This is a genomic window from Enterobacter sp. H2G27 (genome assembly GCF_054403075.1).
The window spans coordinates 78974-103536 of the sequence record NZ_JBSVSI010000002.1 but is presented as its reverse complement, the minus strand read 5'-3'; the positions used below and the strand labels follow the sequence as shown (position 1 = coordinate 103536).

Below are 24563 nucleotides of genomic sequence, written 5' to 3'. Positions count from 1 at the left end.
GCCGTTTTTTAGTTCTGAAGTGTACGGGGCCGGATTTAACGCGCAGGTGCAGCACCGATACGTCTCAGCGCATCCTGAACTTCACGCAGCCCAAAAATATCTTCCGGCGGCTGCTCTTTTCCGGCCAGACTACAGACCGTAAAGACGGCATTTGATGCGGCTAATCTCTCACGGTGCAGCGCCTGCAGTGCCACAACGACCAGTGTGCGTTCGTCTCCTGACAGTTCTTCAAGCTTCATACCGTTTCCTTCAGGTTAATGTTCATATTCATCCCCGCCCCTTTGGTTTTTTCTCGTCAAACGCCAGGAGAACCCCGAGGCCGATCAGTGAGGCGTAGCAGACCTGCATCGCGATTGTCACCGGCAGGGAGATGTTATCAACCAGAACGCCGGGAACCACAACGGCCACGCCTGCCAGTATCATTCCCCTGCCGGTCTTTTTGACCCGTTCCGGCCACTGAGATTCAGGCACGTTCCTGGCGCGCAGAAAGTTATGAATGCACTGCTCTGCCTTCTGTTTAATCACTGACATGTTCTAGTCTCCGAATGCCCGTCGCATATTTTTCTTTATCCTGGTCGCTTCACCGGTTACCGGTGCGGCAGGCTCTGCTGGTTTCTCCGGTACTGCAGCTTTACTCACGCCAGCCGTACCGGCCATCTGCTGAACCAGAACCTGCAGCTCTCTGACCGTGCCGGGCGGTACCGGCATGCTGGCCAGCAGACGCGGCAGCTCCGGCGCGGTCGTATGCAGGGCCAGACCGGTGATAATCAGGTTTCTCAGCAGCTCTCCACGCAGGCGCGATGACACCCCCGTCAGCACACGCTCAACCCGTTCACTGCTCCGGTCATCCAGAAGCGTCAGGGTGTAACGCCGGCGCTGGTATTCCGTATCCGGTGACATGGCCAGAGCCGCCACGCCACCATCAGGCTCATCAGGAAGTCCTGAGAGTGAAGACCAGGTGCCGGAGACCAGGGCCATCACGGCGCAAAGCCGGATGGCGCTCAGATGCCCGTCAAAGAACACCGGGATCAGTGCCGGTAAACGGGCATCCGTCTGGTACATCACCGCCCCGGCGGTGGCGGCGGTCCGGATGAAGTCACCGCGCAGGGGCTGTGAGATGGTGCTGATGGTCGCCATCGCCGCGATGTCGGTGCGATCGTCGCTGTGCAGATAGAAAGAATACTGGCCGTCCGGCACGTTTAGTCCTCTTTATTGTAAAGGGCAATCTCTCTGGCCAGCGCCAGCTGCGGATCGCCTATAACCTCGATACGGTCAGGAGCCAGAGGCCAGGCCTGACGGATAGCCTCTTCAATGAGGGATGCCCCTCCCCCGACCAGGAATACCCGGTTAACGTTCCTGAAGGCCGTCAGCTCACTGGTGACACGCGCGCCCAGGGAAGTGATTGCCTCTGTAATTTTGTTCAGCACATCGTCGATTTTTCCGGCATCGTTGATCACACGCTGCAGATACTGACGATCATTGCGGTTGCGGATGACCGTGTCAGCAATAAGCGCGCTGGTTTCGCTGTCTGCAGCCCGCAGCGCGCCTGCAGCTGCGCGGGTGACCTGCGACACGCCGACAGACGGATTGCCGTGTACCGCACTGATATCGTCAAACTGTCCGACAATCACGCCGGCATCGAGCGTGGTTCCGCCGAGATCGATAATCAGGGTGGTCTCTGCGGGTCCGGGCTTCAGCTCCGCGAGACGGGAGAACGCCGCCGGCAGTGATTCCGGCATCACCTTCACGTCCGTTACGGTAAATGCCCTGCCCTTATTCAGAACCAGCTCACGCATCAGGTTTTCCCGTTTACGTCGGATGTTCTCCTCGTTCCGCTGGCAGTCCCCGTCATAATACTCGCTCAGGGGCAGCGTCACGGTCAGGCTCACCGGCTGCGGCTCAAGCCCGCTGTTCAGCAGCGCATGATGCACGGCCAGCAGGTTGAGATCACCGTACTGATACTCCACGTTTGTTGTCGGGATGGCATCCCGGCTGACGCTGTCCCAGGTGTATTTCAGCGTGCCCACCTGATAGTTGAACGTTGCAGCACTGAACTCCGCCACTTTCCAGCCATGCCGGAAGGAGTTAGCAGAAACCCGGGACTGCAGCTCGTTTCCTTCAAACCATGCCAGCTTAACATTAGTTGAACCATCATCGCAGTAAATATTCATCATTATGCTCCGTCAATTAAACTCAATTTGATACACATTATAAGAGCAAAATGGAAAAACAAAAGCCTTATTTCTCATTATGAGCAATATAAAATAATCAAAATGATATTTAAGAACATTTTGAGTAGCTTAGGTTACTTACACAGCACATTGAGCAGGTGATCTGGATTATCCTCACGCTGTTAAATATACTGTATGTATAACCAGTATATTTAGCCGTAAGGAGGAAAGATGAAACTGCAGCTTTTCAGCACCGGGAAAGAACTCCCGCCACAGGCCCATCCGTTGTTTGCAGACCTGGCCAGCTGCGGTTTTCCCAGCCCTGCAGCTGACTATGTCGAGTCCGACCTGGATCTCCATGATTACTGCATACGTCATCCGAGCGCGACTTACTACCTGCGTGCCAGCGGTGACAGTATGTCCGACGGCAGCCTTTACAACGGCGATCTGCTGGTTGTGGACAGTGCAGAGAAGCCTCAGCACGGTGATATCGTTGTGGCCAGCGTACAAGGGGAGTTTACGGTTAAACGGCTTCTGCTGACGCCACGACTGACGCTGCAGCCCATGAACGCCTCGTGGTCGCCGATTTATCCCGACCCGGACGATCTGGATATCTTTGGCGTCGTCACGCACATCATCCACCGCCCGAGGGAGATGTACTGATGTTTGCCCTGGCCGATGTGAACAGCTTTTATGCGAGCTGTGAACGTGTTTTCCGCCCGGATTTGAAAGGAAAACCGGTAGTAGTGCTCAGTAACAACGATGGCTGCGTAATCGCAAGAAGTGCCGAGGCAAAGCCCTGGATCATAATGGGCACGCCGTGGTTTCAGATGAAAAACGAAAGGTACCCGGAAAAAATATACGCGTTCTCAAGCAACTATGAACTTTATGCCTCGATGTCGGCGCGCGTGATGAGCTGCCTGGAGGAGCTGGCGCCCAGAGTAGAATTTTACTCAATTGACGAGCTCTTTGTTGACCTGGCTGGAGTGGAGCATTGCATGGACCTGGAGGACTTCGGCCGGCAGCTGCGCCAGCACGTGTATGACTGTACCCGTCTGACCATCGGCGTGGGCATCGGTCCGACGAAAACGCTGGCAAAATCAGCACAGTGGGCCTCAAAGGAGTGGAAACAGTTTCGTGGTGTGCTCGCCCTGACCCGGGGTAATCCTCAGCGAACGCGGAAACTGCTTTCACTGCAGCCGGTCGAAGAGATCTGGGGCGTGGCAAACCGTATTGCACGCAAGCTCAATGTTCTCGGCATCAAAACCGCGCTCGATCTGGCCCTGACGAACCCGGCCTTTATCCGCAAAAATTTCACCGTGGTTCTCGAGCGAACGGTGCGGGAACTGAACGGGGAAAGCTGCATGTCGCTTGAGGAAGCACCGCCAACAAAGCAGCAGATAGTCTGCAGCCGCAGCTTTGGTGAGAAGGTCACTGAATACGATTCGCTCCGCCAGGCTGTCTGTCAGTACGCAGAGCGGGCCTCTGAAAAGCTGCGTAAAGAGCACCAGTACTGCCGGCATATTTCCGTATTCATCAAAACGTCTCCGTTCGCCGTTAAAGAGCCTTACTACGGGAACGTGGCCACGGAGAAACTGCTTACCCCCACTCAGGACACCCGGGACATCATTGCGGCCGCCACAACGGCTTTGGGGCGAATCTGGAAGGACGGGCACCGGTATGCCAAAGCCGGTGTGATGCTGAATGACTTCACCGGCTCCGGCGTCTCGCAGCTGCAGCTGTTCGACGAACGTCCGCCACGTCCTCACAGCGCTGAGCTGATGAAGGTTCTCGATGGCATTAATCATTCCGGTCTGGGACAGGTCTGGTTTGCCGGACGAGGGATTGCGCCTGCATGGCAAATGAAACGCGATATGCTCTCCCCTGCGTACACCACCCGCTGGAAAGATATTCCCGTTGCGAGGATCAGATAAATTCTGCTTTTCAGAGAGGGCCAGTAGTGCTCGCCGCAGCCGAACGACAGGGCGAAGCCCGCGAGTGAGCGAGGAAGCACCAGGGGAACAAAACGAACATAATCTTCTTACGCACCGAAAACAGGAATCACTGTAACAATCTCAAAATCGGTATTGTGATAGAAACAACTGAACAGAGTGGGACCATGGTCCCAGTTAAATCCGGGGTGTGGAATCGATATTCCCAGTGGGGTTTGACGGGTGAGTTCTGCCACGCAAGTAGGAGGTGGGACCGTGGTCCCAGTTTAATCCGGTGTGTGGAATCAACATTCCGGGCGGGGTTGACGGATGAGTTCTGAAACGCAAGTAGGAGGTGTGACCATGGTCCCAGTTAATCTGGTGTGTGGAATCAGTATTCCGGGATGGGCTACCGTCTGTGTTCTGATATGCAGGTTGAGGGTGAACCGTGGAACTAGTTAAGAAAAAGTAGCATGAACTAGATTTTAGATTATGGTAACAATCAGGTTGAGAGAAGAAAACAGACCTTTTTAACAACACTGGGCTAGAGTGCAGAGAATAGCTGCTCCGGATGTATATATTCCGAAGCAGCATGTAACGCATTAAGGATATTGGAAATTAATGATAACGCTCGCTTGTATCATTAAACAGGCTAAACTTTTTGTAAGTCGCGAAGTATGCTTTCTATCTTCTCGATACACTCGGCAGGCAAGCGTGATTTGTCGAGATTAAAAATGACCCTATCGCCTTTGTAAAGAGCTGTAGCTCCAGGTACAAACTGGTGACGGGTACTGAGATTAACTTTTTTACCGGATGGCTCTTTAAGTACATCTGTTAGTAAACCGATAACTTCCTCGGGTTCAAATATAACCCCCGCTTTCTTTTGCTCATGAAGCTGCTGTGTCTGTTGCAATAGTAAAGCTTCTTTTCCCGAGAATGCCTTATACAGAGCCTCACCGGAACGGGCAGAAAGTTCACCGGGATGAGTAAAGAGGGCAACCACGGATTTTGGTAACAGAGCCGTGTTTATGCAGCGCGTGATAATTTTACGGGAAATATTCTCGGCGTCTGCCAGGGCGGAGACATTGCCGCTAAATTCATTTTCCAGCCGTAGTGCATAGCGCTTGCCCCGTTCATAAGCACTGACTGGGCGGTAATCATTACCCAACCTGGATAACGACATCATCTGTTCGTCATCGAGATCGCCAACAAGAACGCGATAATCCGATGATGTCAGTATGGCTGCTTTCCGACGACGACTACCATCTGCAATCTCGATGACACCTCCTTCTACCCGTCGTCCGAACGCAGGCGTCTGCTGACCACTCAGGAGGAAAGAGGGGATCAGATCATCAAGCGCGTCTTCGGTCAGTAGTTCCTGGTCACGTTCATTACCTGACCAGACCCTTGATGCCGTTTCAACGCTCTCGCCCGGGATGGCTTCGAGAATAAATTTCACTTCCCGGCCACAAACCGGAAGCAGAATGGTATTCCCGCGGGCCATGGCTCCCACCCGTGCAATTAATGAATCAACCATCGGTGCAGCGGGTGCCGCTGACGGATCAGTTTCGGGGCGGATATCTTTTACGGTATGTTTTGGAATAACTGGTGCACGTTTCATTATCTGATCTCCCAGCGAGGTTTAATCAGGCGATCAAAAATTTCATTACAGACAGGTTCCCAGATAGCCAGCGCATTTCGCCAAGCTCCTGTAGACGAGCGCTGATCGATAGCCTGCTCAAACACTGTTCTCATACGGATCTGACCTTTACCAACCTCGTCGGTCTCGCGTACAACGTTTTTCAGTACCATGCTTCCCCAAGCATCGCGGATCTGTTCCTCCATCCAGGGTGACTGTGAGCCATTGTTATTGCTGTACTTGGTCAGAAGAATTCTGACGTCAGGTTCAAAACCCTGCAGATCCACGTTTTTTAAAAGATCGCGCAGCATGTCAAAAAACTGAAGGGCAGAGGTGTAATCGAATAACTCTGCGGGTGTTGGCACGATGAGCACATCCGCAGCACAGACGACATTGATGGTACCAATACCGAGGTTTGGTGCACTGTCGATAACAATGACATCATAATCATGAGCCACCGTTTCGATGGCCAGACGAAGCATCATGTGAGGTTCTGTCGGCAGTTTCCCGTCGTCAAACCTTCCCATGAGCTCTGTCTCAATGCGGTGCAGGGCCAGGCATGACGGAATGATGTCGAGACCCGGCCAGCAGGTGGGCTTGACGGCATAGGCAGCATCATCGCGCTCACCCAGATAAAAAGGCAGCAGTGTATCTTCGGCATGGATATGCAAATCAGGAACCCAGCCGTGGTACATGGAGGCAGTGCCCTGAGGATCGTTCCCTTCGACAAGAAGGACCCGCAGCCCTTTCAGCGCCAGATCCTGTGCCAGATGGACAGATACGGATGTCTTATAGACCCCTCCTTTATGTGCTGCTACTGCGATAACGGGCGGAACGCTGTCATCAGGACGGCGCAGACGGGTGCCAAATACATCCCGCATGTGGTTAATTTGCTCAATGGTGTAGCCCACCCGTTGCTCCACACGTCCACGCATTTCCATATCAGGATGGGGAAGGCGTCCAGCTTTTTCTGCATCGCGGATCGCCTGAGAAGAAACGCCAATCAGATCAGCGGCTTCACCCACACGCCAGCGCCGGGTGATTTTCCTGGCCTCCGGGCTGTCATCATTAAACTGAGCAATCGCGATAGCTTTCGTCATTTCATGACCGGCCGCTATGCACTGGTCAAGCGTGTCCATCAGTCCCATTATATGTTCCTTGTCTTCAGCTTTGCATTAAGCTATTAAATCTTGATGAAAGTTGCAAAGCAACATTAAAATTGCAAACCACATCAAAAATTGCAAAGCTGATCGGAATACAACCATATTCATTTCAACATGACCCTGAGATGCCAGCCTGCACACCTTAGTAAATATCATCCGCTCGCCGCAGAAAGCGTGCGCACAGGCGCATGCGTCGAGGAAGCGGAATTACTGCACACTTGAAGGATCTGGTGACGCTCTACAGCTGACAAGGGTCACCGGTGGTCTGAAGTATGAATACTTCACTAAAGTATGCAGATTATTGACTGTGGTATGTAACTGATTAGGGTAAGGGGAGTGCAATGGAATGCATTTTCCTGCATATCGCAGTCAATATTATTATCTTTCGGGCTACTGAACTATCTCATTGTTGTACCTGAATTCGTTTTTTGTAATGTCAGTCGCCATGTGTACAGGACGCTGACAGTTATTCCATACTTCGATCCAGTAATTGATCCTTAAGGAGATCATCTTGAGATCAAAAAGAGATCCCCGGATCGTTCAATGCCCCGTTGCGCCTGGGCCTGGATGCTGTCTTCATTAACTGCGGTGTGTGGTATGTTGACTGTTGTGTGCGGGATCACCTATTGCGGTATGCGATTGTATTAACTGGGGTATGTATTTCCGTTGACTGTGATATGCATATATACTTTCCTTTGTGGATAACTGCGGGTTAATAAAATGGCTATGGAAAATAATGAGTTACCCCTGAATCTTCAGGAGGTCAACAAGACAACGGGCGAAGTTGTTAAGCTGGATGTCAACAGCGCCAGTACTGTTCAGCCTGTAGCGCTCATGAGACTTGGTCTTTTCGTTCCTACCCTGAAATCGACCTCCAGGAGTAAGACTAACCGCAAAAACGTCACGGATGCGACTGAGGAGCTCGTACAGCTGTCCATTGCCCGTAGTGAGGGGTACACCGATGTCAGGATCACCGGATCGCGCCTTGATATGGATACTGACTTCAAAGTCTGGCTCGGGATCATCCGTTCAATGTATGATTTTGGCGTCAAGGATGACACGCTTAAGCTGTCTTTTGTTGAGTTCGTTAAAATGTGTGGTTTTGACTCCCGACGCTCTAACAAAAAAATGCGCGACAGGATCAGCAACTCTCTGTTCAAGCTTGCGTCCGTGACCCTCAAGTTTCAGAGTGAAACGAAAGGGTGGACCACACACCTGGTTCAGTCTGCCTATTATGACATCACTGCCGATGTCGTGGAGATCAGGGCAGAGCCCAAGCTCTTTGAGCTTTATCAGATGGACAGGCGGGTTCTGTTGCGTCTGAAGGCCATCGATGCCCTGCAGCGCAAGGAGTCTGCGCAGGCACTCTATACCTACATCGAAAGCCTGCCACAGAATCCGGCTCCCATATCCATGAAACGTATGCGTGACAGACTCAATCTGACGTCTAACATCTACACGCAGAACCACACGGTGCGCAAAGCTATGGCGCAGTTGAAGGATATCGGCTATCTGGATTACACCGAATTCAAACGCGGCCGGGCCACCTACTTCAGCGTGCATTACCGTAATCCGAAACTCATTAGTAGCAAGGTCGTTGTTCCCCGTGAGCCGGAAGAGGAAGTACCTGAGCAGAACTATGACGAAGTGATTAAAGCCCTGAAGGCTGCAGGTATTGATCCTCAGAAACTGGCAAAAGCGCTCAGCAGCGTGAAATCGGAAAATGACTGAGGTATGCCATTTTAGGATGTGTTGACTGTGGTATGCGCTCTGCATACCACAGTCAATTTATACGGATTCATCATCCCGTTTAGGTTTTGCCTGCCTTGACTGCAATATGCGGATACGCCTCCCGGGGTATTGATATTGACTGCGGTGTGTGTAATAGCGGGCAGTCTACTGAACATCTTCACTGCAATATGTGTCCCTTCATCACTCAGTCAATATTGTGCGTTAGGCCGGATGCCCTGAGTCCGGTACTTTCACAAAGGGTCTTAACCCGTCGAGATCAAAGGATTCCGGGGTCAGCGTCCGGGATTCACCGATCCGCACACCGGTGTTCCAGAAAGTGGAGAACAGTATGTAATGGCGAAGATCCGGCATGTAGATGAGCAGGGCTTTCACTTCGGAGGCGAGGAGGAACGCCAGGGAGCGCCGGTTAAGATGGCCATCCTTCTGAGTGAGACCGCGGTCGCAAAGTCGACCCCATGGGCTATCGGCAACAGTGAAATGCGTTCTGGTGAAATGGGGTAATGCCAGGATGGACAGGATCGGAACGAGAAGGTAAATAATAAAGAAGAAGTAAAGTGTGCTACGTGAATTCCGGCCTTGTACCCTGTCAGTTTTCACGTAACGCAAGATTAATTTATTATCGAATAAGTGGGTTTCGTTACAACTGTCTGTAAACGTTTGCAAATTTAGTTATCTGGTTTTCAGCATTGCAAGAGCATCAGCCTCTGCCATTGAAAACTGTACCCTGTGTCTTGCTGCGACATCGAGCGCAAACACCTTCGTATACACCTCCGTCGAGCTGATGCTCTTATGTCCCATTAAACTCTGGAGCACCTTCAGCGGTATGCCGGCATACAGCATGTGCATGGCATAGCTGTGGCGGAATGTATGCGGTGTAACCGGCACGGAGAATGTCACCCCGTCTGCCGCCGCGGCCTCCACCGCTTCGCCGATCCAGGTGCGGACCGTCCGGTCGGTGATCTCCCAGATACGCGCCTTCTCGGTTCTTCCGCTTCGCTTGTTACGTCGTTCAAGGGGTATTTTAAGCGTGGCCACCATCATCTCCAACTGACCGACATAGTTAGCATCAGAAAGCGGAACGATACGATGAGGCTGGCTACCGGCCGGAGCACGGCCGGCCGTTCTGGCTGCCTTCTCGGCGCGCTGTTTGAGCGTGGCCAGCTGCACGAACGGGTACGGCGGTGCCAGCGAAAAATCTCCCCTTGTCAGGGCCAGTGCTTCGTTAATACGGGCGCCGGTGTTCCACAGGGTGGCCAGCAGCATCTTGCGGTGAAGATCGGGCACGTAGTGGAGCAGGGCGCTCACTTCCGGCGCCAGCAGGTATTTCGGCAGTTCGTCCTGAACGAGCGCCATCTGGCGCAGGGCCAGTGCGGCAGGATAGTCGATGGCCACCGGCAGCTGCGTGGCCGAAAAGGAAACGCCCTGGCCTGGTATTGCCGGCATCATTGCTTGTTGTCCCTGTCGGACAGGTATTGCTCTGTAAGTCGTGCCAGTGCTTTCTGCGCGTAATCCTCGCCCGGGAGCACACTGATTTCTCCCCGGCGTTCCATCTCGGCGCCGATGGCGCTGAGGGTCGTCGCTACCGGAAGCAGCCGGCGCAGCTGCAGGGCGTGCCCGCATGCGGAACGGATGCGATCGGCAAATTCATCCTCATCGCGGGAATATGCTCCCGGCGCCGGCCGTTCCCGGCCATCCTTTTCTGACTGCAGCTGCTGGCACAGTTCCAGAAGCTCGACAATATTATCGGAGATAGCGATTGCTTCAGAACTGTCATTCACTGCTTTCATTCTTCTTTCCCGGTAAATCACAAAGAGCCCTAATTTCTTTTTCCAGCTCAGCACATTCCTCAGAAAGATGCCTGTACCTTGCACGCCTTTCACGGAAGTAGGAGGCATTCTCCGGATAGTCATCGTGGACATCACTTTCAACTTCCAGATAGCGTTCAGTCGACTGTTGTCGCAGAGAAAGCTGTCGGATGCGGAGTAGCAATTCTCCCGGGAGCACAGCCCAGTCTCCCTCAATATCGCTTATATCAGGGAGTTGAGCATGGCGTGTAGGAATGCGGACCATTTCTTCATTCGCCTGGTTTCTGTATTCACCGGAGTCCGAAGCCACAAGTTTAAATTGATAGCGGCACTCTTTCAGATAGAGGATAAGGCCGGCACCGATGAATGCTCTGTCGGAAGCAAGTTTTTGTACCTTTTCATTTTTTTCCTTCCGCGCGATAAACCACTGGGTTACGATACCGCCGGCGATTGCCATCAAACCACCAATGAAGGCGGAAAACACTGGCACCCAGATTTGCAGATTATCAGCTACTGGCTGGGTACTCTTGATCATTGTTGTTGCTGGCTCAAGTCCCTGCATTCCTTCATGCGTAGCCGCGTCAGCGACACAGGAAGTACAGCCTAGTAATACCAGGGTGACCCCTTTTTCGGTAAGCTTTTTCATTATTCGTACCATTCTCAATTCCTTAAACCCTTTGTACCGGACTGCACCAGGGTAGCTGAGAAATCCCGCCTTCCCACCTGTTAATGCTTCTTTCTGAAGCCTGCCAAGAAGTCAGGCTGAATGTCATGCAGCATTGTGTCACCAACATCAGCCAGCTTTTGATCAAATTCTCCATTATCGGGTGAACAACCGTCCTTAACACCCGAGCCATCACAAGGTAGCCGCAGATGCCAGAACTCGCAGTCTGGCTCCTGAATAGCAATAACAAAGCCAGATGAATTCACCAGATAACGTGGATTAATCGGATATTCTAAATCCCGAATCCATAATGGAGTGCTGTTTGGGATACCAAGAGCCATTCTTATTTCCAGTAGTGTCCTGTAACCAGTTCGACCAGCAATACATCGGTTGCACATAAAATAGTCACTCAGAGTAATTATGGCGCGCAGCACAGTAAGCTGAGCACACCTTGAGTCCGTCATCCGGATGATTTTCCCATGACGTAATCATTTTCAGGCTGATAATAAGTAGCCATATAGCAACGCTGTTAAATTACCGGAAGCCCGTTTCATGGTGATCCGACTTTTCCGTTATTTCACGGTTTCCGGAAGTGTACCACGCGCACGGAATAACCACACCGCACTTTTCCGGTGGTGAGCGGCCGGTCACGGGGCAGGGGATAAACACAACATATTGACGATAATGCAGCTGATGGAGGGTCACATGTTGTGTTTCTGCGCCGCTTCGCGGTGTGGGGAAGAAAGCAGATCCGAAACTCAGGGTTTTCGGATCTCCGCTGAAATGAGAAGGGGCAGGCGTTGCTATAGCATTAAAATCATCACATTCAGTAATTCATACCTCATCACAAACTACAGCTTTAAATTATATTAATTTATAGCTCTTTCCATAAATGCTAGGTTAGCATGAAGAATGAAACAAATATGAAAGGAACGATGATGCTCAGCCAGCTTAACCTGCGTTTTCACAAAAAGCTGATCGAGGCGCTGAAAATGCGCGCCGGTCGGGAAAATACTTCGGTCAACGCCCTGGCCGAACGCTTCCTCGATAACGGGCTGAAAACGGCCGCCGCCGGCGACGGATATTTTCAGCTGGTCGCCGATCCGGAGGCGACGGTCCGGCAGCTGTACCGGCATATCATTCTCGGCCAGACCTTCGGCACCGCTCCGGTCTCCCGGGATGAGTTGCGCTTCATCCTGGCGTATGCCCGGGAGGCCTTTATTTGCGGCCGGAACAGAGTGGCCACGCTCCCGGCTCTGGACACACTGCTCGATATCACCCGTGACCTGCTGGCCTGGCAGGTGGAGCATGACCGCCCGGTGGACGGTCATTACCTGAAGGGGATCTTCCGCCTGTCCGGGGAAAACTGGATGGAAGAGTTTGACGCCTTCCGTGCAGCGCTGCGCCCGGTCGTGGATCAGATGTATGCCGAACACCTTCTGCGTCCGCTGGAGAGCGACTGCTTTAACCTCGCCGATATTCCCGCCAGTGCGCTCGCCGGGATTTTCACCCTGCCGCGTCTGAAAGCCATTTTCCCGCTGATGCTGCGTGGGCTGGACTGGAGCGGGGAAAAGGCCAGAGATCTGGCGCAGGAACTGCGCCCGGTTATTACGGCCGTCACGCAAACCATTGAGGCCGGCACGCTGCGCCTTGAGATCCGCATTGACGGCCAGCATCCCGGAGAACGCCCGGGTGCCTGGTACACCACGCCACGTCTGCACCTGCTGATCACCGGCCAGGACTTTGTGGTGCCGTACGGCTGGGAAGCCTTCTCCGAACTACTGGGCCTGTTCAGCCTGTACGCCAGACATCCGGAAGCCCTGGCGCACGGCCATCAGGGAGAGAGCGTGATGTTCTCCCCGCCCGGACATGTCACGCCGGAGGGATTTTTCGGGATAGACGGCCTGCGGATTTTTATGCCGGCAGAGGCCTTTGAGGCGCTGGTCCGGGAGCTCACCATGCGGTGCGCTGAAGGCATGCTGGCGGAGGCCCTGACCGGGCTGCGCTGTCTGTACGGGGATCTGTAATATGAAAATACTGAGACAACTGTGGAACCAGAAAGGGCTTGATGCGGCAGTTGAGGATGTATCTGAGGATCGGTACGGTTTCAGTAACATCGCAGAAAATATATCCCGGTCCATCCTTTCCCTTCCACAGGAGGCTTCAAATGTTGTCGGAATAGAAGGAGCATGGGGATCGGGTAAAACAAGCCTGCTGAACCTGATCTTGAAAAAATTTGCCCAGAAAAAAGACGGGCACACGCATGTGCTGCATATTTCCCCCTGGCTGAGTGGCGGCAGTGCGGTTGAAGCGCTCTTTCTTCCTGTTGCCACGGTTATCCAGCAGGAAATGGAAAAACGCCATCCTCCGAAGGGCTTCAAAAAGCTCTGGCGTAAATATCTGTTGTCACCGGAAGCGCAGAAAGTGATTGAGTATGCTCAGGATACTTCATCGCGCGTCCTTCCGCTGGTTCAGTATATTGGGCAGTTTTCCAGCATCGTCAACTGGATAGCTGGAGGGATAAAGGTATTTTCAGACAGCCGTCTGGCTGTTGATCAGAAAACAACGACAAAGCTTCGGGCTGAAATTGCAGGGCAACTGGTCAGTCTGGATCTGAAGTTCATTATTGTCATGGATGATCTGGACCGACTGGAGCCGTCCCAGGTGGCGGAAGTGTTCAGGCTGGTCCGTGCAGTGGCCGATCTGCCTCGCTTTACCCATATTCTTTGTTATGACAGGCAGATTATCACTCATGCCGTCGAGCATGCGCTGAATATCAAAGACGGCAGTCGTTACCTGCAGAAAATCATTCAGCTCAGTTTTAAATTACCCCGCCCTGAAGCCTTTGACCTACGCAATGAATTTCGCCAGCGGGCTGAGGAGTTGTATCAGCAAATTAATAATCAGCCGCAAGATTCCGGAATGGCAAGGGATCTCGCCGCGGTGACTGATACATATGGTGCCGCACTTTCGACGCCACGCGAGATCCATCAGGCCATTAATTCCCTGATTTTTCTGTATCCGGGGATGCGGGATTTTGTTTATTTCCCTGATTTGTGCCTGCTCCAGCTTATACGGGTGAAAAACCCGGCCCTGTATGACTGGGCAGAGCATTACCTGACAGAACGGTCCGTGATTGAAACCGGCCAGGGTATGCTTTCTGACAGAGAAAAGGCTGATTTCCGGAAGGGGCTTATCAGGTGTATGAAGATGTTGAGGGCTTCGAATGCAGACTCATATCTCAGTCTCGCCGAATGGATCCCTGGTATCAGCGGACATGATGATGAACATCTGAATCTGTTCGAGCCGGTCAGTGAAGATTTTCGTCACATCCAGACGACAGATAAACGACTCAGCAGCCTGACGCACTGGCGTTATTATTTTTCCTTCTCCTCACCTCAGAATGTTCTGCCCCCTGAATTTTTTAGCCAGCTTTTTGAGCTGGCTAGCGTACCGGAAAAACAGCAGCAGCTCTCTGAATTGCTCCTCTCAAAAATCAACAGCGTGGGCAGTCTGTCCGGAACCTGGTTCGAACATATACTGAGCAGACTGACGCCGGGCCTGATAAAAGAACGCAATTTCGAAGAATGCGCAGGGTTGGTTCGGTTTTTCTTCGATCACACCGATGAGGTAAGCACTCGCTTCCGGCTCCGTAACCCATGGTTTTCCCTGCGTGAAACCGGCATTAATCAGGTTGTACGGAATCTGCTGAAGCATATGCAGGCTATTGACGAGGCCAGAACAATCATGCGGATGGAAATGCTGATCGTTACGGGCGCTTCGCCATTCTGGATAGCCGATTTTATGCGGGGACTTATCTGGGAACACGGTCTTGCACAAAATGCGGTGCCTTCTGCCTCTGAAACTTTATTTAGTCGTGATATTACAGAACGGTTGCGTGACAGGTTTGCTGAACGTATGAATCAGCCAGAACTTCAGCAGCAACTGCTCATGCGCAAGTCTATTCTCGGATATCTCTACGCATGGAGGGACATGAGCTCAGTTGAAACGGTGAAGCAATGGGTCAGAGAAATGGCTTCCACCGATGAAGGCCTTGTTGACCTGTTGATACGTTTACAGACCAGTGTCTTTAGTTCTGACAAAGGGGCATATCGCCGGATTGCACGTGACCAGGTCAGCCCGTTCTTTGATGACTGGTCTGCAGTCGAAGAAAAGCTGAAGGGGATGCTTTCCGGCAACGAACTGACGCCAGAGCTGGAAGCGCTCAAAACTGCGCTGGAAAATGACGACTGACCCAAAATGAAGGCCGCATAGCGGCCTTTTTCTTACAAAATAAAGTGGATCAGGCGCTTAACGCTTTTTCCTTGTCAAAAGGAACACCGGCATATGACAGCTCACTCAGCAGCTTGCGTTTCCATCCACCATGCCCATCAAGCTCGGTATAGAGAACCCCGGCAAGATCTGAAGGGATTTCGATATCTCCCTTCCTCAGTACAAGTACCTTCCCGCGTCCAAGCTTCCCCGCGAAATATCCGAGCTCATACAGGACGTTCTGGCGTGCACGCAGACGTGTGCTTTCAGATGCCAGGGCACTGCCGCTGTCGTCGGGCGTCATCAGCACGATGGCAAAGCTGACATCCCCTGACTCCGCTTCAAATTTCTCGATTACCGTCCTTGAGCCATCAGGACGTTCAGAGAGAATGATTTCCTCCAGCCCTATCCGGGATATAAAGCGGGCAACAGACTGAAGGGCATCATTATCATGGCCGTGAACAATAAAAATTTTGCGCGAGACCTGACGTATTACTACTGGATCAGGCTCGAATTCATTCTCAACATACAGCTGGTAGTCACGAACAAAAGTTACCAGTAGCGAGGAGGTGAACTTACGGACAGATTCAATAATTTTTCGGTCATAGAAAAACGTATGGCAAAAATTGAATGCGAAATTATCGTTAACGGACATTTTCCTGATTAATAAAAGCTTCAGGCCTAAAATTTCACGCGGTTCTTCAGGCCACTGCAGGACGGCGGAGCCAGCCATACTGGATTCGGTTTCATGACTTTTCGCAAGAAAGGCGTCAAGATCGACATCACATGTCAGGCGTTCGTTAACAGCCTGTAGATTACCGTCGTTCAGCAGCCGGGCCAGTTGTTTCAGTGGTTGCTGATAGTTCTGTGCATCAGCACGCTGCAAATCATACACACAATTTTTGAGTGACTGAAAAATGTCAATTGCCATCCTGCCCGTTCTCCTGTCTTTGCTGTTCGGCACTATCCAGAATTTGCTGACGCAAATCCTCTTTCATGGCCTCGATCATGGGACTAATCATCGGATTATCGGCATACCGTGAGGCTCGCTCATCCAACATGCTGTACGCTTCCTGAATCGCAGTTTCAATGCTGACAGGATCGTTTGCATCAAAATTTACCGGATAACTACCATTAAGGGTTTCAGCCGCTTCCTCAACTTCTTTCAATTGTTTCTGCAATTTATCTATACCTGTAATTTTTACACCCAATGTAGCCTCCGCATCAGTGAAGTTCCTCAGCCGGTTATAGATAACATTTTGAAAATGGGAAGGAGTGGAGCCAACTCAAAATTCATACGATTTTACTGAGATCCGGAACTACCTTTTTTCGGAACTCTGCGAAAGAAGAGTGAATTGTGTATAGGTGTGACATATCCATATGCCAAGGATCTGCATATGTCACATCTATACATATGCTGCACATCTGCATATACTGAACATATGCACACACCCGGTGCAATGAACCTCATTCCGGATATGCATCACATATCCATACTTACCCGGGAGAAAAATCATGAGAATCGTATCTATTTTTAAAAACGGCAACAACCGTGCCATCCGCCTGCCCCGCGATCTGGATTTTGAGGGGGTCAGCGAGCTGGAGATTGTCCGGGAAGGGGACAGCATCATCCTGCGTCCCGTCCGGCCGACCTGGGGCTCATTCGCCAGCCTGGAAAAATCCGATCCGGATTTTATGGCGGAGCGTGAGGACGTTGTCACCGACGAAGGACGATTTGACCTGTGAACAAGACCTATATGCTCGACACCTGTATCTGCTCATTCATCATGCGCGAGCAGCCGGAAGCGGTGCTGAAGCGCCTGGAGCAGGCGGTGCTGCGCGGCCAGCGCATCGTGATCTCGGCCATCACCTATTCCGAAATGCGCTTCGGCGCCACCGGGCCGAAGGCTTCGCCCCGTCACGTGCAGCTGGTTGATGAATTCTGCAGCCGCCTCGATGCCATCCTGCCGTGGGACCGCGCCGCAGTGGACGCGACCACTGAGATAAAGGTGGCGCTGCGCCTCGCCGGGACGCCGATCGGCCCGAACGACACAGCGATTGCCGGACACGCCATTGCCGCCGGTGCGGTACTGGTGACGAATAATACGCGGGAGTTTGAGCGGGTGCCGGGCCTGGTGCTGGAAGACTGGGTAAAGTAGCAGCGTAAGAATTTCTTCGATCTGATGTCCGCTTTGTGCCAGAGTCGGACGTGGATGCTCTGAATGAACGGGAATGTCCTGAAGCATAAAGGGGAAATAAAAGATGGAATATACTGCTGTGGCATAATCGATAAAAGCATGTACACCACAGCAATGAAAACTATCAGGTAAAAATACTGTCTTTCAATAAATTATCCATCAAAGCCAGCGAGAGCGTTTGAGTTTAAGCCACAGTAAAACACAGGCTCCCAGCGTGACAGCGACTGTGGCCGGATAGCCATAGAGCGTCTTGAGTTCCGGCATATGGTCGAAGTTCATACCATACATGCTGAAAACCACCGTCGGGATCACGAGTATGGCCCCCCAACCGGCCAGTTTCTTCACGACTTCGTTTTGCTGCACTGAAACCAGTGCCAGGTTAACGTGCATCGCGCTGCTAAGCATCTCACGCATGTCATTAACATCCGTTACTACATGGCGTGCGTGATCCTGAATATCTCTAAATACGCCCTGAGGGGTTTTGGGATAAGTTCTTCATGAATGCGGATAAGCTCTGTACAGATTTCTTCTACTGGCTGAGCGGCGTTGCGCAGCCCGAGCAGATTACGGCGGAGTGAATACACGTCCTGAATAGCTTCACGGTCAAATTCACTGTGAAAAAGTGTCGCTTCTATATCACCAATTTTTGAGTTGAGGCGCGCTGCCAGCTCTGCATAACTGTCAACAATGAAATCCAGAATACAGAATACAGTATACAGAATACAGTATACTGTATAGAGGATAAGCCGGACCATACGAAAGCATCTCCGGGGCCTCTGCAGCACGGGCGCGTATAGGAGCATAGCTCTCTGAAGCACCATGGCGCACCGTAATAAGGAAGTTTCGGCCCACAAACAAATGCGTTTCGCCAAACTCAATATTGTCCCCCTGTCCACTGACGGTCTTCGCAACGATAAATGCCGAGCTGCCATAGCGCTCTATCTTAGGCCGCTGATGTGCATTCAGAGCATCCTCCACTGCCAGATCATGCAGACCGAACTCCTCCTGTACTTTATACATAAACGCAGGTTCAGGCTGCCAGAGCCCCAGCCATATAAACGCATCAGTGTCCTGGATGACTTCGCTGATATCCTCAATATCTACAGTTTCGGCGGGGTGGCCTGAACGGTAGACCATACAGTTAACAATCATTTTCTGACGATCCCTTAAGCATGATGATAAGAAGCTTAACCATTTCCATTAAATTTCCAAATTTTTAAGCACGAACCTCCGCTCCCCGCGCAAAGCGACTCTTGAAATTCTCACAGAATCTTTCCTCATACCACAACTCTTATCTATCACTTTTTTCCTCACCATTCCGAACCGGTGCCCATGACGGATCCGACGTTGGTAGTTTTTCGGATCTCACTAGGTGAGGAGAAGGATTATTGCCGGAAAATCATGATAAACGGCGGATTGTTGCGGTATGGGTATTATTGCAATTGAGGCAAATAAAGATGGCTTTATATGATGGACTCAAGAATGGTGATTTATGCGGTACGGCTGACTCCCGGGTCCGGCTATCGGGGTCAGCCGTAAAGAAAGGTGCCACGGTTCCGTTTTCCGGAACAGAGTCTTTCGTTTTTTCTTCAGGTACATCACTTCGTCACATTTACCGATCATTTCCGCCAGCGTCGCGTATTGGTCTGCGTTATTGATCAGTTCGCCAAAGGAATAATTGATGTTGTAGGGTTTACCCGAGGTGTCATTGTAATGATCGAGACTGGCACTCAGCGCGTGCAGAAAAGCTCCGGTGTTGCCGTCTCGCCGGAGAAGGGCGGCAAACTCATCCCCGCCGAGGCGGCCAGCAATTTCGCCCGGTTCAAGATGCTGATGCAGAAAGTCGGCAAAGACCTTAAGCACCTCGTCACCCTCAGCGTGTCCCCAGAGATCGTTAACCGGCTTGAACCTGTCCAGATCGAAATAAATAAGGCTGAACGTCGCTTCATGCTGATTCATCGAGCGGAACAGTTTTTCGCCGGCACGGTAAACCCTCGACGGTTGGGAATGCCCGTCAGGCTCGCCGGCTGGCCGGCGTAGAACCTGATGTGGGGCTCACCGGTGACCAGGGGGACGTGGAACCGCTCATCAGCAGCCGCATCGTGAATGATGAAGGGCCCCTCCTGCAGAATGGCATGCCCGCAGAACTAGATGTTACGCGGGGTTTCGCGAACATCGATTCCCTGACAGGCGAGGAGCCACTGTCGTTCGCGATCCAGCAGACTTATCAGGGCCACGGGCACCTGAAAAACTTTTCGGGCCAGCCGCGCCAGGCGCTCAAAACGCTGATCGTCACGGGTATCAAGAAGGCCGGCAATATACAGGGACTTTAGCCTCTGTTCTTCATTGTCCGGAATATCGGGTGCCTGCTTGTGATCACCTGAGATGTTCAACTTTATAAACCGATAAGAAGTATTTGAATCTGATTAAGTATAGATCACAGTTCTGCGGCTGGTAGGTTACCAGCTTTCATGTCAGTGACCTGCTCCTCGTTGATTAATACACCGCGATGTTAGTAATGTCTTCATAAGCCACATGAGGACATCTCCATGAAGAAGCGTTTTTCCGACGAACAGATCATCAGTATCCTCCGCGAAGCTGAAGCCGGGGTTTCTGCCCGTGAGCTCTGCCGCAAGCACGCCATTTCCGACGCCACCTTTTATACCTGGCGTAAAAAGTATGGTGGTATTGAGGTGTCCGAGGTTAAGCGCCTCAAGTCGCTTGAGGAAGAGAACGCCAGATTCAAGAAGCTGCTTGCCGAAGCCATGCTGGATAAGGAGGTACTTCAGGTGGCTCTGGGGCGAAAGTACTGACGACAGACCAGAAGCGGGAAGCCGTTGAGTTTATGTGTGATGCGACCGGTCTGTCGCAACGTCGTGCCTGCAGGCTTACAGGTTTGTCCCTGTCGACCTGCCGCTATGAGGCTCAGCGTCCGGCGGCTGATGCGCATTTATCAGGACGCATCACTGAGCTGGCACTGGAGCGCAGGCGTTTTGGCTACCGCCGCATCTGGCAGTTACTGCGCCGTGAAGGCCTTCATGTTAATCACAAGCGCTTGTACCGCCTTTATCATTTGAGAGGGCTGGGCGTAAAACGCAGACGACGTCGTAAAGGGCTGGCAACAGAACGTCTGCCGCTGCTCCGCCTGGCGGCACCCAACCTGGCCTGGTCGATGGATTTTGTCATGGACGAACTCGTCACCGGTCGCAGGATCAGGTGCCTGACCTATGTGGACGACTTCACGAAGGAATGCCTGACGGTCACTGTTGCCTTTGGGATTTCAGGCGTGCAGGTGACACACATTCTGGACAGCATTGCGCCATTTCGAGGCTATCCTGCGAGGATAAGAACTGACCAGTGGCCGGGGTTCACCTGCCGCGCACTGGATCAATGGGCTTTTGAGCATGGTGTTGAGTTGCGCTTAATCCAGCCGGGCAAGCCAACGCAGAACGGATTTATTGAGAGCTTTAACGGACGATTTCGCGATGAATGTCTGAATGAGCACTGGTTCAGCGATATCGTTCACGCCAGGAAAGTCATTAATGACTGGCGGCAGGATTATAACAAGTGTCGTCCATATTCAGCACTGAATTATCAGACGCCATCAGACTTTGCAGCACGGTGGCGGAATGGAAAATGTGAAGGTAAACAAACCGACATTACTAACTGACGGTTGTATCTAATACCAGGGGCAGGTCATTCGATGTACGCCTGAAAAATAGCACATTGAATCAACGTTCTAAGTTAAAAATTGTAATCTCAGTTAATTACAGAATGCTAATGTAAGATTGCTAATTAATGTAATGACAACATGTTGATAATTAATAAGTTGTAATTATAATTCATAGTGATTAATGTATTTTTAAATTAGTAGGCATGAAATATTTAAAAGATAAGCTATGATCATAGTGTCCCTTGGGTTGTTCTACTAACTAGTAAGGTTACCTCATGGCAGCTATGAAACTGTTCGAGCAAATATCATCTTTTCCTGTGGCAAGAGTTCAAACATATAACAACTTGGTTGTATTTGATACTTACGTTGCTAACAGTTCGATTCCCTCACAAAATGAAGACGATAAGCTAATTGTAAAAAAAGATGAATCTTATGGACCTGGCCACAGAATATCTTACTTAGGCTTTAATGCTGAAAGACTTAACATCCCTAATATAATTGGTTCGTTGACCTTAAGGCTCCATCCTACTAACAATGATAAGATAGGAAATGTAAGTGTTTACTTCGTTCCTGATGATTCATTTTGGAACACTACCTTTAAATATACGAATCGACCTCATGCTAGTATGTTGATTAATACATTTTCGACATCAGATACAGATGCTGATGGTTGGCTTACAATTGATATTAGCAATTCTGAAGTAATAGCTAAGTTTAGAAAGGATGGACATATCTCACTTGCGCTCATGGGGGAGAAGAGTTTGGTGTATCATGAGTTTTCATCATCAAAATCACCAGAACACTCACCGTTATTGCAGTTAAGTACTGCCAATACTGAAATTAACCCATCGAATTCAGTGCGATACGTGAGCTTTTCTATAATAAGTAATACTCCTCCCCAGCAAATATTAAAAATATCTGAATTTAATGTAATTAATTCTAATGGGGTGATTGTTGATAGAAGTAAATGGAGGGTAACTAATGCAACCAACATGGATGGATGGAATAAAATGTTTGATGGTATTCAGGGTAGTTTCTGGAAGGCAGAATCCCCAGTTCCTAATTTTTTTGTAGTGGATCTATTTGAACTTATTGACATTAAAGCTATTGTTTACACACCTGTTGTTGATGAGTTCTATGAATTTTCATCTGATCTTCTCGTTTATGGTAGTAATGATGGTAATTCGTGGTATCTTATTGGCTCAAGAGCTATTGACAAAAGCGAAAACAACTCTCCACATATTATATTCACAGGAAGTGAAGCTACATTAACTCATGTTGAAAAAACATATTCTTTTCCGATAAAAACTGCATGGGATATTGAAGTAGATAGGTTAAAAAACAAAGCAGGAAGAAGTCCGCTAAATGTTACTCAATTATGTTTCAACCAACCGGGTATTGTATGTATATGGGTTGGAGACGAAGAAGCAAAAGCTGATGATTTTCTCGAGGCCCGTGAAGGTCAATGGGATGGCTCTGAGCGTCATCGTTTGCGTTATGGCCTTAATTGTTTTCGTTCTAATTTAGGCAACCCATTATATTTGCAAATTGCTTCAAAATCTTCGCTCGATAATTCCAGAGTGGCATACGTTAAAATTATGGCATCAAACGCTCTTTTTTATCCAGTATTCATAACTCGTCAAACCGAACAATCAGATTGGCTGTCAATGATTGAAAATTATTCATCCACAAACTATTTTGAAATGATATCGAACAGAATTATTCTTGGTATTAATAGATTGCATTTTGAACCTTTTAAGAATGTGACTAATATGCAAGAACTTGCTGATACTTATGATGAGTGTCTGATTCCTACAGAACTGGCTGCAGGTATAAGAGATAACGACCATAATCCCATGCACCGACCAGATGTAAACCCATATTATTTTGTTCCCTCAAGTAGTGGCTTCATGACTACATATGTTAATAGAATCACATATCATTTAGATCTAACTAAAAGAATGGTAACGCCAAATGAAGTTAGAACATATTGGGGGATTTGGCATGAGGTAGGGCATAATCTTCAGACAACAGGCTTGAACTGGTCGGGACAGCAAGAAGTTTCAGTAAATATTTATGCATTTGGCGAGCGTGCATATTCTTCCACGCTTGATGCATTAATTGAGTCTTATGATAAAAGTTTTAGTAATTCTTTCAATGCCTTAAAAAATGTTGACTCATACACACAACTTTCAAATAGTAATAAAGAGAATCTTTTTCATCATCTTTTCTTTATTTTTGGCGAGGGGTTTATGTATGATCTACATCGCAGATATAGAGAAAATCTGAGTGGAAATGGAAATGATCCTGAGTTTTCAATTGGTGCTACGGCTGATGAGCAAATGAACACACTGGCTATAATCTCATCTAAAATATCCTCTCTCAATTTGGTTGATTTTTATATTTTCTGGAAGTTCCCATTAACAAATCAAACCATTAATAGTATTGGTAGTTATAATTTCAATGGAATTAAAGACTTTGAAAAACTGCCTTCTGCTCTTGTGAAAAGGAACCCTGATAATATGTATGATATGCGTTTTTAATGTATCTCTGATTCCGGGTTGTTTTTATCCCGGTACTTGTGAGGCCATGGTAAATTACTCCGTGGCCTTCTTTTTATGGGGCATATAGAATTTATGTTGTTTTGTAAAAACATTAGGTATTGATGCCGATTGAATCTTAATAATAAAAGTATTAGGTTGCCGTTATTTTTTTGACTGTTTTTTGATGAAAAATAATTTAAGGTGTGTTGCCATGAATTCATAGGTATCATTTATGTTCAAGGAACTGTTTGAAGTGCACAGAAGATTTGTGCATAATTCTTTACAGGATGATAAAAATGATTAATCAGTTAACTATTCACTTGGGTAATAAGAAATATTCTTATAAAAGTAATCAAAAAATCCTCTATCTATTTCGTCAATGTAGGCAAATACGGGCGCAAACCAGTCCGACTGTTCGATATCATGGCGGTGATCTAGGCGAGATATCCAGCCCCTCCTGTGACGACCTGAGCAGGACATAACGTGCCAGCAATTGCTTCAGGTGAAGCGCCGTCTGTTCGCGCAGGGCAGCAGGTTCCGTCGCGCCTTCTCGACGAGTGGCCTGCTGGCGTAACATCTCTTCCGCGGCCACTGTCTGGTTAAAGGCTTGGGTTATGAAAAAATCTACGACTTTTAAACACTCTGACCGTCATGTACTTTCCTATCTTTTCATCCAGATCATTGAGGTGTTTGGTCAGTTTCTGCAGCCAAGACATGCCTGAGTCCACCCGCGAATAGTGGGCACACGACTA

Annotated in this window: 21 protein-coding genes and 3 pseudogenes; 9 read left to right on the top strand and 15 right to left on the bottom strand. The window is 49.9% G+C overall.

Annotated elements, in window-relative coordinates; all coding sequences use genetic code 11:
- Positions 1-35 precede the first annotated feature (35 nt).
- From ACW9E7_RS22190 to parM, 4 genes are read right to left on the bottom strand one after another with little or no spacing between them, the layout of a single operon-like run.
- Positions 36-239, bottom strand: a complete 204-nt coding sequence (locus tag ACW9E7_RS22190) for a hypothetical protein (protein WP_261905524.1) — start codon at positions 237-239, stop codon at positions 36-38.
- Between the two features lie 28 nt (positions 240-267).
- A complete protein-coding gene (locus ACW9E7_RS22185; protein ID WP_062939626.1) occupies positions 268-531 on the bottom strand; it encodes a hypothetical protein in 264 nt (87 codons plus the stop codon).
- A 3-nt stretch (positions 532-534) separates the two neighbouring features.
- Positions 535-1197 (bottom strand): plasmid partitioning/stability family protein, encoded by a 663-nt coding sequence (locus ACW9E7_RS22180; RefSeq protein ID WP_458728445.1) that lies wholly within the window; start codon positions 1195-1197, stop codon positions 535-537.
- A gap of 2 nt (positions 1198-1199) precedes the next feature.
- A complete protein-coding gene (gene parM, locus ACW9E7_RS22175) occupies positions 1200-2171 on the bottom strand; it encodes a plasmid segregation protein ParM domain-containing protein (RefSeq protein ID WP_458728469.1) in 972 nt (323 codons plus the stop codon).
- A gap of 231 nt (positions 2172-2402) precedes the next feature.
- On the opposite strand from parM, the gene umuD reads away from it, so the two are divergent.
- The gene (umuD, locus tag ACW9E7_RS22170; RefSeq protein ID WP_102751525.1) at positions 2403-2834 is read left to right on the top strand and encodes a translesion error-prone DNA polymerase V autoproteolytic subunit; all 432 of its coding nucleotides are present in this window, start codon (positions 2403-2405) and stop codon (positions 2832-2834) included.
- Positions 2834-4105, top strand: a complete 1272-nt coding sequence (locus tag ACW9E7_RS22165; protein ID WP_458728444.1) for a Y-family DNA polymerase — start codon at positions 2834-2836, stop codon at positions 4103-4105. The genes umuD and ACW9E7_RS22165 overlap by 1 nt, the downstream gene beginning before the upstream one ends.
- A gap of 649 nt (positions 4106-4754) precedes the next feature.
- Here the strand turns inward: ACW9E7_RS22165 and ACW9E7_RS22160 are convergent.
- Both ACW9E7_RS22160 and sopA read right to left on the bottom strand, forming a co-directional pair.
- Positions 4755-5723, bottom strand: a complete 969-nt coding sequence (locus ACW9E7_RS22160) for a ParB/RepB/Spo0J family plasmid partition protein (protein ID WP_458728443.1) — start codon at positions 5721-5723, stop codon at positions 4755-4757.
- Positions 5723-6889 (bottom strand): plasmid-partitioning protein SopA, encoded by a 1167-nt coding sequence (gene sopA / locus ACW9E7_RS22155; protein ID WP_231793571.1) that lies wholly within the window; start codon positions 6887-6889, stop codon positions 5723-5725. Before sopA ends, ACW9E7_RS22160 begins: the two co-directional genes overlap by 1 nt.
- 735 nt (positions 6890-7624) lie before the next feature.
- Between sopA and ACW9E7_RS22150 the strand changes: the two genes are divergently transcribed.
- Entirely contained in the window at positions 7625-8635 is a 1011-nt protein-coding gene (locus tag ACW9E7_RS22150; RefSeq protein ID WP_023345604.1) for a RepB family plasmid replication initiator protein, read from the top strand.
- A gap of 246 nt (positions 8636-8881) precedes the next feature.
- Here ACW9E7_RS22150 and ACW9E7_RS22145 read toward each other — a convergent pair.
- The 5 genes and pseudogenes from ACW9E7_RS22145 to ACW9E7_RS22125 form a co-directional block, all read right to left on the bottom strand.
- Positions 8882-9150, bottom strand: a pseudogene (locus tag ACW9E7_RS22145) (tyrosine-type recombinase/integrase); the annotation flags it as partial.
- 175 nt (positions 9151-9325) lie between these two features.
- The gene (locus ACW9E7_RS22140) at positions 9326-10102 is read right to left on the bottom strand and encodes a site-specific integrase (protein WP_458728442.1); all 777 of its coding nucleotides are present in this window, start codon (positions 10100-10102) and stop codon (positions 9326-9328) included.
- Entirely contained in the window at positions 10099-10443 is a 345-nt protein-coding gene (locus ACW9E7_RS22135; RefSeq protein ID WP_023345601.1) for a hypothetical protein, read from the bottom strand. Before ACW9E7_RS22135 ends, ACW9E7_RS22140 begins: the two co-directional genes overlap by 4 nt.
- Positions 10427-11107 carry a hypothetical protein gene (locus ACW9E7_RS22130; RefSeq protein ID WP_458728441.1) on the bottom strand — a complete coding sequence of 227 codons (681 nt, stop codon included), beginning with the start codon at positions 11105-11107 and terminating at the stop codon, positions 10427-10429. The genes ACW9E7_RS22135 and ACW9E7_RS22130 overlap by 17 nt, the downstream gene beginning before the upstream one ends.
- 80 nt (positions 11108-11187) lie before the next feature.
- Positions 11188-11466 (bottom strand): hypothetical protein, encoded by a 279-nt coding sequence (locus ACW9E7_RS22125; protein WP_458728440.1) that lies wholly within the window; start codon positions 11464-11466, stop codon positions 11188-11190.
- 597 nt (positions 11467-12063) lie between these two features.
- Here ACW9E7_RS22125 and pifC point away from each other — a divergent pair.
- Positions 12064-13152, top strand: a complete 1089-nt coding sequence (gene pifC / locus ACW9E7_RS22120) for a transcriptional repressor PifC (protein WP_248202714.1) — start codon at positions 12064-12066, stop codon at positions 13150-13152.
- Position 13153: 1 nt separating this feature from the next.
- Positions 13154-15379, top strand: a complete 2226-nt coding sequence (locus tag ACW9E7_RS22115; protein ID WP_248202674.1) for a KAP family P-loop NTPase fold protein — start codon at positions 13154-13156, stop codon at positions 15377-15379.
- A gap of 49 nt (positions 15380-15428) precedes the next feature.
- Here the strand turns inward: ACW9E7_RS22115 and ACW9E7_RS22110 are convergent, their stop codons facing one another.
- Together ACW9E7_RS22110 and ACW9E7_RS22105 are read right to left on the bottom strand one after the other, a co-directional pair.
- Complete coding sequence (locus ACW9E7_RS22110) at positions 15429-16328, bottom strand: TIR domain-containing protein (protein WP_248202672.1); 900 nt, start codon at positions 16326-16328, stop codon at positions 15429-15431.
- Positions 16318-16608: a hypothetical protein gene (locus tag ACW9E7_RS22105; RefSeq protein WP_032650491.1), complete on the bottom strand. Its 291-nt coding sequence runs from the start codon at positions 16606-16608 to the stop codon at positions 16318-16320. Before ACW9E7_RS22105 ends, ACW9E7_RS22110 begins: the two co-directional genes overlap by 11 nt.
- Before the next feature lie 304 nt (positions 16609-16912).
- Between ACW9E7_RS22105 and vapB the strand changes: the two genes are divergently transcribed.
- Together vapB and ACW9E7_RS22095 are read left to right on the top strand one after the other, a co-directional pair.
- Complete coding sequence (gene vapB / locus ACW9E7_RS22100; protein ID WP_252076441.1) at positions 16913-17143, top strand: type II toxin-antitoxin system VapB family antitoxin; 231 nt, start codon at positions 16913-16915, stop codon at positions 17141-17143.
- Positions 17140-17556, top strand: coding sequence for a type II toxin-antitoxin system VapC family toxin (locus ACW9E7_RS22095; protein WP_252076442.1), 417 nt, complete (start codon positions 17140-17142; stop codon positions 17554-17556). The genes vapB and ACW9E7_RS22095 overlap by 4 nt, the downstream gene beginning before the upstream one ends.
- Before the next feature lie 198 nt (positions 17557-17754).
- On the opposite strand, the pseudogene ACW9E7_RS22090 reads toward ACW9E7_RS22095, so the two are convergent.
- Positions 17755-18747, bottom strand: a pseudogene (locus ACW9E7_RS22090) (magnesium and cobalt transport protein CorA).
- 324 nt (positions 18748-19071) lie between these two features.
- A pseudogene (locus ACW9E7_RS22085) lies at positions 19072-19982 on the bottom strand (sensor domain-containing diguanylate cyclase).
- Positions 19983-20144: 162 nt separating this feature from the next.
- Here ACW9E7_RS22085 and ACW9E7_RS22080 point away from each other — a divergent pair.
- Positions 20145-21265 (top strand): IS3 family transposase gene (locus tag ACW9E7_RS22080; RefSeq protein WP_252076443.1). Its coding sequence is split into 2 segments (ribosomal slippage): positions 20145-20403 and positions 20403-21265, totalling 1122 coding nucleotides; the frame shifts between segments, so codons are not numbered across the junction.
- 278 nt (positions 21266-21543) lie between these two features.
- Positions 21544-23811, top strand: a complete 2268-nt coding sequence (locus ACW9E7_RS22075; RefSeq protein WP_252076444.1) for a M60 family metallopeptidase — start codon at positions 21544-21546, stop codon at positions 23809-23811.
- Positions 23812-24563 lie beyond the last annotated feature (752 nt).